Genomic DNA, 16,795 nt, shown 5'->3' with positions numbered 1-16,795 from the left:
CAGATAGAAAGGACACTATATGCTAGTAAAAAACGTACGCCTATTTTCCAGGAACTTTCCAGAAATTAAGAAGCTCTATAAGAGTGCGTTTCCACCGAACGAAACTTATCCGCTGGAGATTCTAACATTGATGACCTTACGAAAACAGTTAATTTTCAGGGTATTTTATGATGATGAAACACTGTGTGGGTTCATTTATTATTGTCTTGCTGACCAGACAATTTATGTGAGTTACTTGGCGATTAACGATGCCATTCGTGGGAAGGGTTATGGAACCAAAATTATCAATTGGTTACTCGAAACTTATCCCGAAAAGCAGATTGTTTTAAACGTTGAACCATTAGACGAAAAGGCCGCTAATTATGATCAGCGACAAAAACGGGTGCGATTCTATGAACGCAACGGGTTTTACTTAACACCGCACCGACTCAAGGAACCTGGCGGCGAATACGCAACCATGGCGAATAAAGGAAAGCTACCCACTCAAAACTTTAAAAAGGTAATGTCCGTCTTTAGTTGGGGACTGTTTGACCCAATCATTGAGCAGGATGCAACGGGGTAGACTAAAAAGAACGGCCAATTTTGGCCGTTCTTTTTAACTTCCAGTTGTCATTTTAATACCAACAATTCCAATAATCAGTAATGCAACAAATCCCCAAGTAAGGGGAGAAAGAGCGTCTTTGAACAAAACGACACCGACAAGGATGCTACCAACTGCGCCAATTCCAGTCCAGACAGGGTAGGCAATGCTAAGCGGTAGGGACTTGGTGGCTCGTGCTAAAAGCAGGATACTAATTGCCATGGTGACGATTGTCGCAATTGAGAATCCCAACTTTGTAAATCCATGACTGTACTTCATCAGTGTTGCCCAAACGGTTTCAAAAATGCCGGCAACGAACAATTCTAACCATACCATCGTTTATTCCTCCAAATATCCATGTTTCACTAAAGCATATCAGTTTTACATGGAAACCACTATCAAATAATTATTTTTACTTTTTTACGACAAAAGACTTTCATTCTCACCAAAAAGGGACTATAACGAAGGCGATAAGCAAATGTGATTAATTTCACAAATGTAAAAGTGTTTACTACAAATCGACTTATCAGTTGAGGATGATAGGCATCAATTAGTCGTTGTCGAAATGAAGTGCGTTATTTTCCAAATTTGGAAGGAAGCAGTTACGATGTCAGAGACATTGACAAAGTTAAAGCATTATAAAATGTACATCAACGGAGAATTTAAGGATTCAACTTCAGGCAAACTATTAACAGTGATCAATCCTTCAACTGGGGAGCAAATTTCAACGGTCCCAAGTGCGACTCGTGAAGAAACACAGGAAGCAATTGATGATGCATACGAAGCTCAAAAGACCTGGAAAATGGTTCCCGCAGCAACTAGAGGACAATATTTACATGATCTGGCAACCGAGATTCGAAACCAGAAGGATCATTTAGTTGCGTTACTACAAGAGGAACAGGGAAAAATTAAATCCTTGGCGACAACTGAAATCATGTTCTCAGCTGATTACTTTGATTACATGGGTTCCGCTGCAAGAACTTATGAAGGTGAAATTTTACAATCAGACAATGCGCATGAAAACATCATGATTACCAAACAGCCAATCGGGGTTGCGGCAGGTATTTTACCTTGGAACTTCCCATTCTTCTTGATTGCCCGTAAAATGGGTCCAGCTTTGGTAACGGGTAATACAATTGTGTTGAAGCCTAGTTCAGACACACCAAACTTAGCTTTGGAGTTTGCTAAGATTGTTGACAAAATTGGCATTCCTAAGGGTGTTGTGAATTTCGTTTCTGGTCCTGGTTCAGTCGTTGGTGATGAATTATCACACAACAAGAAGATTGGCATTATTAGTTTGACTGGATCCGTTGGGTCAGGAAAACGAGTCATGGCAGCCGCTGCTACACATATGGCAAAGGTATCCTTGGAGTTGGGTGGAAAAGCCCCAGCCATTGTTTGCAGCGATGCGGACATTGATTTGGCAGTTCAATCCATCATTGATTCACGAGTTGATAATAATGGTCAGTTATGCAACAACTGTGAGCGAGTTTATGTTCAAGAAGATGTTGCAACCGAATTTATCGACAAATTGACGAAAAAGATGGCGGCAATTAAGGTGGCAAATCCAATTTCAGATAAAAATTCTGGAATGGGTCCATTAATCAATCAAGCAGCGTTAGACAAGGTTGACGGAATGGTCAAACGAGCCGTTGAAGCCGGTGGCAAAGTGACAACTGGCGGTCATAAGATTGAGATTGAAAAAGGATTCTATTATGCACCAACTGTTATTGTGAATGTTAAACAGAATTCGGAAATTGTTCAAGATGAAATCTTTGGACCTGTTCTACCAATTGTTACCTTCAAGACCTTGGATGACGCAATTGAAATGGCAAATGACAGTGACTTTGGCTTAACTTCTTCAATTTTCACTGAAAATTTGGATACAGCTTCTCGTGCTGCGAATGAACTTGAAGACGGTGAAACCTATATCAACCGATTCAACTTTGAAGCCATGAATGGGTCACACTCTGGTTGGAAAGAATCAGGGATTGGTGGTGACGATGGTCGTCATGGAATTGAAGAATTCTTGAACACCCACGTCATTTACCTTCAGGGACACCCCGAAAAGGCGCAAAGCTAAGTACCAGTTCAATTAAACAAGTTAAAAGGGATTACGCTATTTAGCAAAGGTGATTCCGTAAATTTGGTATAATAAAGGAGGTTGAACAAAACATTGGTTTTGTGACAACTTCCTTTTATGTTTAGCGACAAATTCTGAAGAAGAGTATGAAACAGGGGAGGTCATTTGAATGAGTATTGTGGTTTCAGTATTAAAAGAAACACAGCCACAGGAAAATCGGGTCGCAATTGATCCGGAGGTTACGAAAAAGTTAGTCAAAAACAACATGACCGTTTTAGTTGAGAAGGGTGCAGGCGCATCAGCTTACTATAGTGATGCGAGTTATGAACAAGCAGGTGCAAAGGTGGTAAATCGCCAGACCGCGCTTGATGACGGCAATGTTATTGCGGTGATTAATAATCCTGGGGATGAAACTTTGGCCAAATTAAAAGCTGGCCAGGTTATTTTAGGGTTATTGAATTCACTGATTGAACCAGCCAAAATGACTGCGTTGGCGGAGAAAAATGTAAGCGCATTATCCTTTGAACTGCTACCAAGAACCATTAGCCGGGCGCAATCAATGGACGTTTTGAGCTCACAATCTAGTGTTGCCGGCTACAAAGCGGCTTTAGTTGCGAGTGATTTATACCCGAAGTATTTTCCAATGATGATTACGGCCGCTGGTACCGTTAAGCCAGCTAAGGTACTTGTCTTAGGAACTGGTGTTGCGGGACTTCAGGCCATTGGAACTGCCAAGCGATTGGGCGCCGTCGTTTCCGGATACGATGTTCGAGCGGCGTCAAAGGGGGAGGTTGAATCCCTCGGAGCTACTTTTTTGACCAGCTCTGTCGCAAATGGGTCCGGTTCGGGCGGCTATGCGCGTGAACTAACGGCTGAAGAGCAACAGGCACAACAAGCTGAATTAGTTGGTTTTATTGCACAAAATGATGTCATTATCACGACTGCTCAGGTGCCAGGACACAAACCACCGCTGTTAGTTCCTCAATCTAGTGTTGATAGCGCAAAACCAGGAACCGTATTCATTGATTTAGCAGCTAGCAATCTGGGTGGTAACGTGGCATCCAGTAAACCAGATGAGACGATTACAACTGATAACCAAGTGATGGTCGTGGGTGCGGGCAACTTAGCCAGCCAACTACCAAATTCCGCCTCACAATTATTTTCAAAAAATGTTCAGGCAGTCATTAACGCCTTAGTGGTTGAGGATGAAATTAAAATTGATCCAACTGACGACGTCTTTAAGGGACTGGTTGCCACAACCGGTGGTGAGATTATCAACGCTCGCCTTCGGAAGGCCTTAAAGTTACCTGAATTACCTGAGCCAGCGTCAGAGCCAACTGAAGGAGGCCGTTAAGATGAGTCAACAGTTATTTACAAATTTAGCCATCTTCGTTTTGAGCTTGCTCGTTGGGTTCGAAGTAATTAGTAAGATTCCAGCAACCTTACACACCCCGATGATGTCCGGTGCAAATGCGATTCATGGCGTTGTTGTGGTTGGTAGTATTTTAATTGCGTTAGAGGCCCAAACACCTTTATTCTACGTAATTGCGTTTATTGCAGTTCTTTTGGGGGCAATTAACGTTGCAGGTGGCTACGTTGTCACCGATCGAATGCTGACGATGTTCTCCAAGCCTAAGACTCCCAAGAATTCTGAGAAGGGAGGGGATGACAAATGATGTCAGTGACAATGACAATTGTTTCTTTATTCTACTTAGTGAGTGCGATTTGCTACGTCATTGGGTTGCACATGATGCGAACGCCAAAGTCGGCGCGTAATGGGAATCGTCTTTCAGCAGTCGGAATGTTTTTAGCCGTCATTATGACCTTTGTAGTGGCGATTGAAAAAAGTGAAGCATCGTTAATCGGCTGGATATTGTTGGTCGTTGCACTTGTTATCGGAGTTGGCTACGGTGCCGCTAAGGCGCGAACCGTTAAAATGACCGATATGCCTCAACTGGTTAGTTTATTTAACGCAGTTGGTGGTGGTGCAGCCGCCGCAATCGGGGCTTTTGATTACCTCAGTCAACCTAACGGAAAAATGTTATCGCTCGCCTTTTCAATTCCAGTGATTCTGGATTTGATTATCGGGAGTGTAACCTTCTCGGGGTCGTTAATTGCGACCGGAAAATTAGCTGGTAAGATTTCCGGTAAACCGATTAGTTTTCCTGGCGCTAAGCTCCTAAATGGACTAGTCGTTCTAGTCATTATTGGTGCGATTGCGATGACGGTTGGCTTTGCGACCAGCGTCTCAACGCTCCTAATTGCAATTATCGCAAGTTTAGTCTTTGGAATTTTAATGACCATTCCAATCGGTGGCGCTGATATGCCAGTGGTTGTATCGCTATTGAACGCCTTTACTGGTTTGGCAGTTGCAATGGCTGGTTTCGTCATCGATAACCAAGTTTTGATTATCGCGGGTGCCTTAGTTGGTGCGGCCGGAACCATTTTGACCTTACAAATGGCTGCAGCAATGAACCGTTCTGTTGCAAACATTATCGCCGGTGGATTTGGTACCGGTGATAGTGGCGCTGCAACGAAATCTGATGTGCCAGTTAACGTAAAGGAAACGACCGCTGATGATATCGGGGTTCAGCTCGCCTATGCCAAGAACGTCATGATTATTCCTGGATACGGGTTAGCAGCTGCACAGGCGCAACACGAAGTTGCCGAATTGGCCAAGTTATTGAGTGATCACGACATCAACGTTAATTACGCCATTCATCCAGTGGCCGGCCGAATGCCTGGGCATATGAATGTTCTTTTGGCAGAAGTGAACGTTCCTTACGATCAAATGAAACAGCTTGAGGATGCGAACGCGATGTTTGAAAGCACCGATGTATCGTTGGTTATTGGTGCAAATGACGTCACTAATCCGGAAGCACGTGAACCAAACACGGCGATTTCGGGGATGCCAATTTTGGACGTCGATAAATCGAAATCAATCGTGGTCATCAAACGTTCGATGAGCACGGGTTACGCAGGAATTCAAAATCCGTTATTCTCAAATGATAAGACGGGAATGTTCTTCTCGGATGCTAAAAAAGGATTGCAAGAAATTATTGCGTCAACGAAGGAATATTTGGATCAATANGCTCTGTTATTTCCGAATACTTTTGCTTAGTCGGGTTCCAAAAGGCTGCTTTCTCCGCCTAGCTACGATCAACAAACAATCCCAAGTGCAGGATTATTCGTTAATCTAGGCTATGCTCATAAGCAAACCGCCTTTTGTCGCACCCTTGTTTTTGTTTACGATTCCTTTTCCGGATGCTCCTCAGGAATTGGCGGATGCGCCTTTCCAGGAGTTGGAAGCGGATGTTCGATTGGCCCTGGTTTGGGCATTACTTCCGGCTTGATAGGGGGTTGTTCCTTTGGCATAGGCGGTTTCGTCCGGTTAGGATCCCGCGGATGGGCAGGAAATTCTGGATGATCACTAGCTGCATTTGTCATGAAATTGCCTCCTTAGCTTTGTCTACCTTAAGTTTACAGGGTTAAGTTGGCGAAAACGAGTTTGGTGCTTATTGACTATATTTCATATACAGATAGTTTTCGAAGCCACTTTGCTTAGCGTGTTTTTCTGAAACTTTCATGAAAACTTGATAGCCCAACTTTTTATAAAGATTAATGGCCTTCAAGTTTGAATCTGCTACTTCAAGAACGTACGAGCTAAATGGCGTATTTTCATGGAGATAGTTAATTAAGGCGGTTGCGACACCTTTGTCCCGATGATTAGCTGAAGTTGCCACAAATTCAATCGCTCCCATATTTGGTTCGAGGGTGAACGGATAGGGCTTGGTCTCAAGTTCCCTGTGCAAAATTCGATAAGCAATTGTGCCCATTATTAACCCAAAGTGTTTCCGAAATTCCTTTTTATTGAGCATGATTGACGGATGCTGAGAATTAGTACAAGCTGCAAAGCCCATAACAGCACCATCTTCAACAGCAATATAAAAGACATCAGCATTAAAAATGTGCGCAAAAGCGCGAGAAAGTTTCTCCCGATCTTTTGAAAAAAATTTTAGCCAGTCGTAAAAACCATCAACAAAAATTTGACTGACTTCAAATTGGGCTCTGGAATTAGCTTCGTTAAGTTTAATAATTTTCATAACGAACTCCTTAAACGAGGTATTTGGTGATATTAGAATAACAGGTTTCCAAAAGAGTGTATATAAATAGAAGATGGGGCCTAACTAAATTAGAGTAACGCATCTTGCATTCAGTTTAACGTTGACCTATAATTCAGTTGTAATCGAATACGTGATGACGTTCACGTAATATTATCTAAGATAATTGACGACGTCTGTTAGGAGTTTTTCTCCTAGCAGACGTCTTTTTTTTAGACATAATTGAGGAGGAATTTTTGATGAGTATTGTAATTGAACAAGTCAAAGCTAGAGAAATTTTTGATTCAAGAGGAAACCCAACCGTTGAAGCCGACGTTATTTTGTCGGATGGCACGTTAGGCAGGGCAGAAGTACCTTCTGGCGCTTCAACTGGTGAGTTGGAAGCAGTTGAATTGCGTGATGGCGGAAACCGCCTTATGGGCAAAGGGGTTAGCAAGGCTGTCAATAACGTCAATACCGAAATTAATAAAGCGCTAAAGGGCGTATCTCCACTTAATCAAGCTAACGTTGACCAAATAATGATTGACCTAGATGGCACCAAAAATAAAGCCCGTTTAGGTGCAAATGCCATTTTAGGCGTTTCGATGGCAACGGCCCGTGCTGCCGCCAATTATGAAGGAATTCCCCTTTACCGGTATTTAGGTGGAACAGACTTGGAATTGCCACAAACCTTCCATAACGTCATTAATGGTGGCGAACATGCAGACAACGGCATCGACATGCAAGAGTTCATGATTACCCCCGTTGAGCGAACCAGTTTTCGTGATGGATTTGAAAAAATTGCGAATACCTATCACACCTTAAAAAAGGTGATTGAAGACGCTGGCTACCAATCAGGTTTAGGCGATGAAGGCGGGTTCGCACCAGATTTGGATTCTTCGACTGAGGCACTTAAAATGTTGCACGAAGCGATTCAAAAGGCTGGCTATACGCCAGGCAAGGAAATTGCGATTGCGTTTGACGCAGCTGCTTCCTACTTCTATAACACGAAGACCAAGCAGTATGATTTTGAAGGCACGCATAAAACCGCCGTAGAAATGGGTCAGTACTACAAAGAGTTACTAAAGGAATTTCCAGAAATCATTTCTATTGAAGATCCCTTTAGTGAGGACGACTGGGAAAACTTTGAGACCTTCACCAAGGAAATGGGCGACAAAGTTCAAATCGTGGCGGATGATCCCGTTTGCACGAATCCTGAATTAATTACGAAGGCAATCAAAGAGGGACTGGCGAACTCAATTTTAATCAAATTAAATCAAATTGGAACGGTTACTGAAACGCTTGAAGCAGTTCGGCTCTCTCGTAAAAATGGTTACACAACGATGATTTCCCATCGATCGGGTGAAACGGGTGATACCTTTGTTGCTGACTTTACGGTTGCAACAAATTCAGCCCAATTAAAGTCGGGGGCTCCAGCTCGTTCTGAACGTGTGGAAAAGTATAATCAGTTGCTTAGAATTGAAGAGGATCTGGGGAAGGGTGCAAGAATTGCAAGATTCCCAAATGACGTCAATTTTGACTAGAAATTAAAATCCCGCCTTGACACTTTAATAAAAAATGATAATATTAAAATCATATTAGAAATATATGAGGAACAATCAACAATGATGAGAAGAGTAGTCCAGTAATCAAGATTGAAGAGACCGCAGATTGGTGAGAATGCGGATCTAAAAACTGGGTGAAGATGAGCTCTGAGTTAATAGGCAGTGCAAGCTGACTATTCGGAATTAGGCACGTTAAAGCCTCTAACTTTTGGCAACAGAAGTTTTGAGGTGGCGTATGTGAGTACGTCATAAATTAAGGTGGTAACGCGAAAGTCGTCCTTCAGCAATGAGGGCGACTTTTTTAATTTGAGGGGGAAGTTTTTATGAGTCGGAAAGCAACATTATTTGGAGCAGCTGCGTTAATTGCATTAGTATTAGCGGGTTGTGGCAGTCAAGCAAAATCAAGCAGTGATAAACAGTTAGCAAAGACGCAGGAACTCAACTGGACGGAAGCCTCAACATTGGCAACTGCCGATCTTTCAAAGGCAACAGACACGTTAAGTTTTAACACGTTGATGGAAACCCAAGAAGGTCTCTATCGGTTAAACAGTAAGGGGGCTGCTAAGGATAACAGCGCGCTTGCAACGGACACGAAAGTTACAAATGGTGGTAAGACATACACCTTCACACTTCGGAAGAATGCCAAGTGGTCAAATGGGGATCCCGTAACCGCTCAAGATTTCGTTTATTCTTGGCAACGCACGGTTAATCCTAAAACCGCTTCTCAGGACGCCTTCTACTTTTACCAAGTGAAAAATGCGGAAGCCATTAATTCTGGTAAGAAACCATTAAGTAGTTTAGGCATTAAGGCGGATGGCAAGTACAAGCTCACCGTTAATTTGACGAAACCCGTTACCTATTTCAAAAAATTACTCGCATGGCCACTTTTCTACCCCGTCAATCAAAATGCGGTTCAAAAGTACGGCAAAAAGTATGGCACTCAGGCCAAGTACTCTGTCTATAGCGGTCCTTTCAAGCTCACAAAGTGGAACGGCCAAAGCGACAAGTGGTCGTTGGTTAAAAACAAGTCATACTGGGACAAAAAGTCGGTTCATTTGACGAAGATTAATGAATTGGTTACGGTCAGCACGACGACCAGCTACAATTTATTTAAATCAAAACAAGTTGACGAAACGTTATTAAGTGGCCAACAAGTTAAGAATAACCAGGCTAGTTCTGATTTCGTTAAACGCCTCCCAACTGGGACTCAACGTTTGGAACTTAACCAAAACAAGGTCAAAGCCTTCAAAAATGTGAACGTTCGAAAGGCCTTCTCATTAGCTATCAATCGTAAGCAATTGACCAAAAATGTCCTCCAAGATGGGTCAGAACCTTCAAAGGGATTTGTTCCAGCAGGAATGGGAAATAACCCGAAGACGGGCGAGGCATTTGATAAAGAATCCGAAGTTAAGTCATCCGTTAGTTACGACTTGGCCCAAGCTAAGAAGCTCCTCAAGAAGGGTTACAAGCAAACAGGTCTCAAGAATATTGACGTGACCTTACTTGTTTCCGATACCGACAGTAGTAAACAAACCGCTGAATTCCTACAAACGGAACTTCAAAAGTTGCCGAACGTTAAGGTGTCAATTTCAACGATTCCATATGTCACTTTGATTCAAAAACAAAGTTCAAAGCAGTACGACATTACCGTCAAAGGTTGGCAATCAGTTTTTGCGGATCCAATTAACTTCTTGGACGTTTACGAAAAGGGATCTAGCTACAATACGTCCGGTTACAGCAACAGCAAATTTGATAAGTTACTGGATGAATCAGAAAACCAGGATGCCAACAATGCTTCAGAACGTTGGGCTAAATTGGTAGAGGCCGAAAAAGTGCTCTTAAATGACCAAGGCACCGTTCCACTTTACCAAGCAGCAAAGTCCCAGCTCGTTCGTTCAAACGTGAAGGGAATTATCTACAACCCTGCAGGAGTGCCTTATGACTGGAAGACAACCTATATTACGAAATAAGTGGTGAAATGCATGAGTGAGATTAATCAGCATTATATTGAAAAGCTGTTCATTGATTACGCAAAAGTGAATACTCGCTCTGACGCAGGTAGCCAAACGGTACCAACGACGCCCGGACAGGTAGTCCTCGCTAAACAAGTTGAAACCGATTTGAAGAAACTCGGTGTTTCAGAAGTAAAATTTGATGAAACGAATGGCTACGTCACTGCGACGCTGCCAGGAAATGCCAGCAAAGGAATCTCCGCGTTGGGGTTCATCGCCCATTTGGATACGGCCGATTTTCCGGCAGATAATATTCAACCGCAAGTCCATCCGAACTATGATGGTCAAGATGTCGTGCTAAATGAAGCACAAAACATTGTGTTGAAAGTGAGCGAGTTTCCCAATTTAAAAAAGGTGAAGGGCCAACGACTCATTACGACAGATGGGACGACGCTCCTTGGCGCAGACGATAAAGCAGGAGTTGCGGCTTTATTCGGGGCCTTAGAATTCTTACTTAAGAATCCATCAGTGAAACACGGTCCCATTCGCATTGCATTTGGACCAGATGAAGAAATCGGTCGAGGTGCCAAACGGTTCGATGCAGCCCATTTTGGAACGGACTTTGCCTATACGTTAGATAACGGGCAGCCGGGGCAATTTGAATACGAAACGTTTAATGCGTCGGAAGCTAAAATTGAAATAGCGGGGACTGCGGTGCATCCCGGCGATGCGTATGGTTTGATGGTCAACGCGGTGACGCTTGGTAACGAGATTATCAGCGCACTTCCAAAAGATGAAGTACCAGAAAAAAGTAAAGATCATGACGGCTTTATTCTGGTTAATCATTTTGATGGAACGGTGGCTCACGCCAGCATCTAACTAATTATTCGTGATTTTGATACCCCAAGGTTTCATAAAAACGAAGGCGTACTTCAAAAGATTGTCGATCGACTTAATAGTCGGTTTGATGAGCAACGAGTCATGTTGGAAATTACGGAACAGTATCAAAATATTGGGGATGAAATTCGCAAAAATCCCTACATCGTGAATTTAGCATTGGATGCTTACAGGAGGATTGGCTTAACGCCTGATATTCAGCCGTTTCGTGGTGGAACCGATGGAAATGCGATAACAGCAAAGGGGATTCCAACGCCCAACCTGTTCAATGGTGGTGACAACTTTCATGGACCGTATGAGTATGTGACAACGGAAGCCATGGCTTTGACCGCTAAGACGATTGTGGCGATTGCGCAGGAACACGTGCGTCAATTTGGAAAACATGATAATCAGCCTCTTTAATTAAGGGGTAAGGAGATTGGCAATTTGCCAGTCTCCTTTTTTTGAAAAATAGTCGGCTTGCTAGATTTTTTTAGTGATTTGGGGCATTCTTAAGGGGTGAGGAGTGATTTGATGAACTTAATAATTATAATTTTATCCGCCCTAATTGGAATTGAACACATCGGTATCATGGGAATAGAAATGTTTGCGAGTGATTCGGTAAAGGCCAACGCATTTGATATGCCAATCGATTACGTGAAGCTACCCAACACTAAGGTCGCCCTAGGTAATCAAGGAATTTATAATGGGATGCTGGGAATTTTAATTATTGCCACCCTATTTATTTTTCCCATTGGCACAATGCTGACCTTTTTAAGCTTGCTGATGGTCTTTATTGCAGTGGTAGCGCTATACGGCGCAATGACCGCAACCAAGAAAATTCTGTTCATCCAATTTTTACCAGCAGTCATCAATTTGGCACTGATTATCTTAACGTTTAAATAGAGGAGGCACCTTTGATGACGCAATTTGAACAAGTTAAGCAAACATTGAAGAATCTCGACATTTCTTACCAAATGGTGGATCATCCTGCCGTCTTCACAACTGATGAGGCGGATCAATACATTGTTGGGATTGAGGGCGTCCGGACCAAGTCAATGTTCATGACTAATAAGAAGAAAACGGCCTTTTACCTGTTGATTATGGATGACGCCAAGCGACTAAACTTTCACGAGTTTGAAGAGTTGACCGGTGCCAAACGAGTCAAGATGGCATCGCCAGAAAGTTTGCAGGAAAAATTGGGATTAGCCCCAGGGATGGTGTCAATATTTGGCCTGATTAACAATCAAGAGCGGGATGTTCAAGTATTCTTTGATCGGGATATCATCGAAGAAGACCGAATGAGTTTTCATCCAAACGTGAATACGCATACCATTTTTGTTGCGACAAGCGATGTTTTTAAGTTCATTCACGCAATGAACTTTGACTATAAAGTTTTAGCGTTAGACTAGCCGTGCCACAATAGGTAAAAATTGACTAAGAAAATGTAAGCGCTATACTTAATTCAAGAACACGAAAGCGAGGTATTTTTAATGGCAGAAAAAGAATTCACTAAAGAAGAGTTAAGCCAATTTGATGGGAAAGATGGTCATAAGGCTTACGTAGCAATTGACGGATTAGTTTATGATCTAACGGAAATTGGTGCCTGGGAAAATGGCAAACACCATGGGTTGACCGCTGGTAAGGATTTGTCTGAAGAAATTACGAAGGCCCCACACGGTAAGAGTGTTTTATCGAAGTTAACAGTGGTTGGCAAATTAGTTTAAGCTTTAAAACGGGCAAGGGCCCGTTTTTTTATGGAGTCATATTGCTTGAAATTTAATTTGAAAGCGGTTACTTTTACGTTAACAACTAAAAAGGGAGCGATTCGCATGACGAGTGAAGCAAGACGAGATCCCCAGAATGACAACCTGTTAACCCCTGAAAACTCAGTATTCTTATTAATTGATTATCAACCCGTTCAAATTGATTCGGTTAGTTCAGTTCCCCGCGGGGAGTTGCTAGATCATATTGAAGAAACCGTTAAGCTAATGAATTTGTACAAGGTCCCAACGGTACTTTCCACCGTGAATGTTGGCACCCACCGAAATCAAGATACGATTCCACGGTTGAGGTCACTGCTGCCCGACAACGTGAGCTATGATCGAACAACCATCAACGCATGGGAAGATGTTGAATTTAAACAGGCGGTTAAGGCAACTGGCCGGAAAAAACTTATTATTGCTGGATTATGGACTGAAGCTTGTTTAGCATTTCCAACTTTGGATGCGTTAAAGGAAGGCTATGAAGTCTTTCCAGTTGTGGATGCGGTTGGTGGAACCTCAACCGTTGCCCATGAAATTGCGCTTCGGCGAATCGAACAAGCTGGCGCGCAGCTAACGAGCATTGCACAATTGGCATGTGAATTGCAGCGAGATTGGAATCGGAGTGAAACTGCAGGCGATTATGTGCAATTGATGGCCGAAGGTGGCATGTTCCAAAACTTCTAGAGTGAATTAAAAAAAGCTGGTAGACCATCGTGGTCTATCGGCTTATTTGATTTTTTCTTATATTTTCACTAATAAAGCGTTAAGGTAGGCCAAAAATGTAGCCGTTTTCTCTGAAACGGATTATAGTTATCTAACGCTAAACCACTAAGTAATTTGAAAAGAGGAGTCAGTTTGAAACGTCTTTCCCTATTCTTTTGGCTGTTCTTATTAATTGGTGCTGGAGTTGTGTATGAAAACGAAGACTTACGCGATTCAGCCGCAGCCACAATAACCGAAGTAAAAAAATCAATTGAATTAACGATTCCCCAAATAAAGCAAGCTTACTCTCCAAAAGAGGAGAGTCGTAGTGAATCAAAAACGGTGACAACCTCCTCTAAAAAAGAAACGCCTTTGGAATCGAATGTCCCATCAAGTGGGCTATCGAAAACCTATTACTACCATTTTTCTAAGAACGTGCCCACATCAGTTCGAAACGTATTTGAGCAGGCGGTTGAAAAGTATAATCAAACCGGTTTGGTTAAATTAATAGCTGGTGAAGGAACCGCCAAGCAAAATCAGATTAATTTTTTCGTCTATAAAAAGAATATGTCCGATAAGCAACAGGGAGCAGTTGAGTTGGGCCATGGAGGTCCGCAAATTATTCAGCAATATGGTTTCGGCGCTTATACTGCCAACCATGCCCGTTCTGGATTAAATATTAAGTATTCGCAATCGGTTAAATTATCGGTTGCGATGCACGAACTGGGACATGCACTTGGGCTGGGACATAGCGACCAGCAGAGTTATTTGATGTATCCAATCGATCAGGGAATCACCACGCTGTCCGATGCCGATTTAAAAGGTCTGAAATCGATTTATCAAAAGTGAAAGGAACCTATTAAATGAGTACATTATTTTCAGTTGCAGCTAGCAATGCAGGCCAAATTGGCATCATTGCCGGAATTATCGTGTTTGTTCTTTTGTTTTTCAAGATTATCATTGGATTCATTAAGTTTTGCTTCCGCCACCCAATCCTCTTTATTATTTTGTTGCTGTGCGGTGGGCTGGGGTTCTTCTTTAGCCTTGCGGTTGGTGGCGCCTTAATATTAGCGGTCGTTGTGGGTGGCTTTGCCATGTTCGTGATGAACGGATTTGATAATTAATTTAGCAAAATTGACCTAGATCAAATTAAACTTTCTGGATGCGCGTTAAACTGAATTTGTAAGTTAAGTAAGCGACATTCAGGAGGAAATTAATATGACAGATGTAGATGCAAAATATGAAGCAGAATTAAAGCAAGCAGACGTTGATCACCATAAACCAACGGCTGGTGCCATGACGGGTCACATTTTATCAAACTTAGTGGTTAATAACGTGAAATTGCACCAGGCTCAGTGGTACGTGAAGGGGTTGCAAGCGTTTCAAATTAGTGACTTATTTAAGTCATTAATCGAGCAAACTCGTCAAGATTATGATGAACTTGGCCTCGTTTTACTCGACGAAAATGAAATTGCGCCTTCAACGGTTGCGGAGTACACCAAGTATTCGATGCTTGAGGAAAACGGACGCAATAAGTATCTCACTGCTGAAGAGTTAGTTGATATTGCGGCACACGACTACAACACGCAAAACCTATTTGTCGATCGTGCCATCAAATTAGCTGAAAAAGAATCTCGACCAGCAATGGCTGCATTTTTGACAGCGCTCCGTGGTCATAACAATCAAGCAATTCGTCAATTGCAAGCACTTCTAGGCAAGACTGCTTGGGAAGGTCTCGTTGAAGAAGACGATGACGATGATGAAGACTAAATAGAATTTGAGTAAAGCAGGGATCCTGATAGTGTTCAGGAGTGGGCCCCTGCTTTTTTATTTGGAGAAAGATGGTTGAAATAAGCCTGTCAGCACGGTATTATGACCTTTATAGTTGATCAAAAGGAGTGAGCCACTTGAGTTTTGAAATAAGCGTTAACCAGGAGAACTATGAAATTTCCGCAAAAGTAACGGTCATTGGCCAGGATTTGCTCATTGTCATCACTGGTGGAGATCATCCGCATATTGGAGACGTCACCACGCTCACAAGGAATGATGAACCGCAAACGGTCAGATTTCCAAGTCATGACGGACGATTCCATAAGGATGATTTCGTTTCAAATCGGATTGCGAAGGCGATTCAAGCAAATTTACCTGGGAGTTGTACCATCACTGCTGGCATCCACGTTGACGGTATTACCAAAGCGCAAATTGCAGCGGCGGGTTCAATGGCAGATCAATTAGGCAATCAACTGAATGACTGGCTGAAAACTCAGTCATTTGGTCAAAATACGCCAAAGTACTACGACAAAAATGAAGCCCCAAAATAAAAATTGAGTACCCATTACCGGTGTACTCAATTTTTTTGGCACTTTTTGAAAAGTTTGATATGATATTATTTGTATTTACCAAAAGAGGGTGGTGGCAACATGGACGAACTATTCATCATTATTTTTGCAATGATTGGCGGTACAATGCGCTACGGTATCGACCAATTAATTCCCAATAGTCCACTACCAATTGCAACTTTTAGCATAAATTTGGTGGGCTGTTTCCTTTTAGCCCTTCTGAACACAACTTTGGTAGTTTCAGAGCGAGTGCCAGCACGGTTATCTCTTGGATTAGGAACGGGCTTAATCGGTGCTTTCACGACGTTTTCATCGTTCACACTCGAAATTTTAAACTTATTAATGGGGCATGACTGGCTGATTGCGGGACTGTATACGCTTGGCAGTTTAGTCTTTGGATTAGCTGGGTCATACCTAGGAGTCCAGGCTGGTCACAAACTAAAGAAGGTGTCAGAATGATGATTCCGTTTGTTGCACTTGGCGCTGGCGTTGGTGCGGTCGTTCGCTATGAGTTAACGCGATTTTTCAAGCTTATGTGGCGGACCTATTTTCCACTAGGAACGCTGATTATTAACGTTATTGCGTGTTTTTCGTTGGGAATCTTCATGACGATGAGCCATGGAGACGGAACCTTTTACGGATTATTAGGAATTGGTTTTTGTGGCGGCATGTCGACATTTTCAACAATGGCGTTTGAAACGATTGGCTTAATCAAGGAACGTTGGGTAAAAATGGCAGTTCTCTACGTGGTTGGCTCGGTGGTTCTGGGGCTGATGGCAGTTGGTTTAGGGATGATGCTGGGATAAAAGAGTGGCTGGGACAAAAGTCCTAA

The 16,795-nt window shown here is 42.6% G+C and carries 19 protein-coding genes, 2 pseudogenes and 1 other annotated feature; of the genes and pseudogenes, 18 read left to right on the top strand and 3 right to left on the bottom strand.

What is annotated here, in order from left to right; all coding sequences use genetic code 11:
* The first annotated feature begins 19 nt into the window (after positions 1-19).
* A complete protein-coding gene (locus FD44_RS01715) occupies positions 20-562 on the top strand; it encodes a GNAT family N-acetyltransferase (RefSeq protein WP_081484025.1) in 543 nt (180 codons plus the stop codon).
* A gap of 33 nt (positions 563-595) precedes the next feature.
* On the opposite strand, the gene FD44_RS01710 is transcribed toward FD44_RS01715, so the two are convergent.
* Positions 596-916: a DMT family transporter gene (locus tag FD44_RS01710; RefSeq protein ID WP_010620192.1), complete on the bottom strand. Its 321-nt coding sequence runs from the start codon at positions 914-916 to the stop codon at positions 596-598.
* A 271-nt stretch (positions 917-1,187) separates the two neighbouring features.
* On the opposite strand from FD44_RS01710, the gene aldA reads away from it, so the two are divergent.
* From aldA to FD44_RS01690, 4 genes and pseudogenes are all read left to right on the top strand, one after another.
* A complete protein-coding gene (aldA, locus tag FD44_RS01705) occupies positions 1,188-2,663 on the top strand; it encodes an aldehyde dehydrogenase (RefSeq protein ID WP_010620191.1) in 1,476 nt (491 codons plus the stop codon).
* A 169-nt stretch (positions 2,664-2,832) separates the two neighbouring features.
* Complete coding sequence (locus FD44_RS01700) at positions 2,833-4,017, top strand: NAD(P) transhydrogenase subunit alpha (RefSeq protein WP_010620190.1); 1,185 nt, start codon at positions 2,833-2,835, stop codon at positions 4,015-4,017.
* 1 nt (position 4,018) lies between these two features.
* Complete coding sequence (locus tag FD44_RS01695; protein ID WP_010620189.1) at positions 4,019-4,339, top strand: NAD(P) transhydrogenase subunit alpha part 2; 321 nt, start codon at positions 4,019-4,021, stop codon at positions 4,337-4,339.
* Positions 4,339-5,753 (top strand): annotated as a pseudogene (locus tag FD44_RS01690) (NAD(P)(+) transhydrogenase (Re/Si-specific) subunit beta); the annotation flags it as partial. The gene FD44_RS01695 and the pseudogene FD44_RS01690, both read left to right, overlap by 1 nt.
* 156 nt (positions 5,754-5,909) lie before the next feature.
* On the opposite strand, the gene FD44_RS01685 reads toward FD44_RS01690, so the two are convergent.
* Positions 5,910-6,110, bottom strand: coding sequence for a hypothetical protein (locus FD44_RS01685; protein ID WP_010620187.1), 201 nt, complete (start codon positions 6,108-6,110; stop codon positions 5,910-5,912).
* Positions 6,111-6,178: 68 nt separating this feature from the next.
* Entirely contained in the window at positions 6,179-6,766 is a 588-nt protein-coding gene (locus tag FD44_RS01680) for a GNAT family N-acetyltransferase (protein WP_010620186.1), read from the bottom strand.
* Positions 6,767-7,023: 257 nt separating this feature from the next.
* On the opposite strand from FD44_RS01680, the gene eno reads away from it, so the two are divergent.
* The 13 genes and pseudogenes from eno to crcB all read left to right on the top strand — a co-directional run bounded on the left by eno (position 7,024) and on the right by crcB (position 16,769).
* Positions 7,024-8,307: a phosphopyruvate hydratase gene (gene eno, locus FD44_RS01675; protein ID WP_010620185.1), complete on the top strand. Its 1,284-nt coding sequence runs from the start codon at positions 7,024-7,026 to the stop codon at positions 8,305-8,307.
* A gap of 72 nt (positions 8,308-8,379) precedes the next feature.
* Positions 8,380-8,612, top strand: a binding site (T-box leader).
* A gap of 39 nt (positions 8,613-8,651) precedes the next feature.
* Positions 8,652-10,298: a peptide ABC transporter substrate-binding protein gene (locus tag FD44_RS01670; protein ID WP_010620184.1), complete on the top strand. Its 1,647-nt coding sequence runs from the start codon at positions 8,652-8,654 to the stop codon at positions 10,296-10,298.
* A gap of 12 nt (positions 10,299-10,310) precedes the next feature.
* A pseudogene (gene pepT / locus FD44_RS01665) lies at positions 10,311-11,579 on the top strand (peptidase T).
* A 111-nt stretch (positions 11,580-11,690) separates the two neighbouring features.
* Positions 11,691-12,062: a DUF1304 domain-containing protein gene (locus FD44_RS01660; protein ID WP_010620183.1), complete on the top strand. Its 372-nt coding sequence runs from the start codon at positions 11,691-11,693 to the stop codon at positions 12,060-12,062.
* A gap of 14 nt (positions 12,063-12,076) precedes the next feature.
* Positions 12,077-12,568 (top strand): prolyl-tRNA synthetase associated domain-containing protein, encoded by a 492-nt coding sequence (locus FD44_RS01655; RefSeq protein ID WP_010620182.1) that lies wholly within the window; start codon positions 12,077-12,079, stop codon positions 12,566-12,568.
* 81 nt (positions 12,569-12,649) lie between these two features.
* Complete coding sequence (locus FD44_RS01650; RefSeq protein ID WP_010620181.1) at positions 12,650-12,883, top strand: cytochrome b5 domain-containing protein; 234 nt, start codon at positions 12,650-12,652, stop codon at positions 12,881-12,883.
* A gap of 105 nt (positions 12,884-12,988) precedes the next feature.
* Positions 12,989-13,606, top strand: coding sequence for a hydrolase (locus FD44_RS01645; protein ID WP_010620180.1), 618 nt, complete (start codon positions 12,989-12,991; stop codon positions 13,604-13,606).
* A gap of 171 nt (positions 13,607-13,777) precedes the next feature.
* On the top strand, positions 13,778-14,473 hold the full coding sequence (locus FD44_RS01640) for a M57 family metalloprotease (RefSeq protein ID WP_010620179.1): 696 nt from the start codon (positions 13,778-13,780) through the stop codon (positions 14,471-14,473).
* A 14-nt stretch (positions 14,474-14,487) separates the two neighbouring features.
* The gene (locus FD44_RS01635; protein WP_050899328.1) at positions 14,488-14,748 is read left to right on the top strand and encodes a hypothetical protein; all 261 of its coding nucleotides are present in this window, start codon (positions 14,488-14,490) and stop codon (positions 14,746-14,748) included.
* Positions 14,749-14,842: 94 nt separating this feature from the next.
* Positions 14,843-15,394, top strand: coding sequence for a ferritin-like domain-containing protein (locus tag FD44_RS01630; RefSeq protein WP_010620178.1), 552 nt, complete (start codon positions 14,843-14,845; stop codon positions 15,392-15,394).
* Positions 15,395-15,531: 137 nt separating this feature from the next.
* Positions 15,532-15,945, top strand: coding sequence for a prenylated flavin chaperone LpdD (lpdD, locus tag FD44_RS01625; protein ID WP_010620177.1), 414 nt, complete (start codon positions 15,532-15,534; stop codon positions 15,943-15,945).
* Between the two features lie 99 nt (positions 15,946-16,044).
* Complete coding sequence (locus FD44_RS01620) at positions 16,045-16,422, top strand: fluoride efflux transporter FluC (protein ID WP_010620176.1); 378 nt, start codon at positions 16,045-16,047, stop codon at positions 16,420-16,422.
* Complete coding sequence (crcB, locus tag FD44_RS01615) at positions 16,419-16,769, top strand: fluoride efflux transporter CrcB (RefSeq protein WP_010620175.1); 351 nt, start codon at positions 16,419-16,421, stop codon at positions 16,767-16,769. The genes FD44_RS01620 and crcB overlap by 4 nt, the downstream gene beginning before the upstream one ends.
* Positions 16,770-16,795 lie beyond the last annotated feature (26 nt).

The organism is Secundilactobacillus malefermentans DSM 5705 = KCTC 3548 (genome assembly GCF_001436395.1).
Lineage (GTDB): Bacteria > Bacillota > Bacilli > Lactobacillales > Lactobacillaceae > Secundilactobacillus > Secundilactobacillus malefermentans.
Note: the sequence above shows the minus strand (reverse complement) of the source record. Positions and strands in the feature narration are given on the sequence as shown.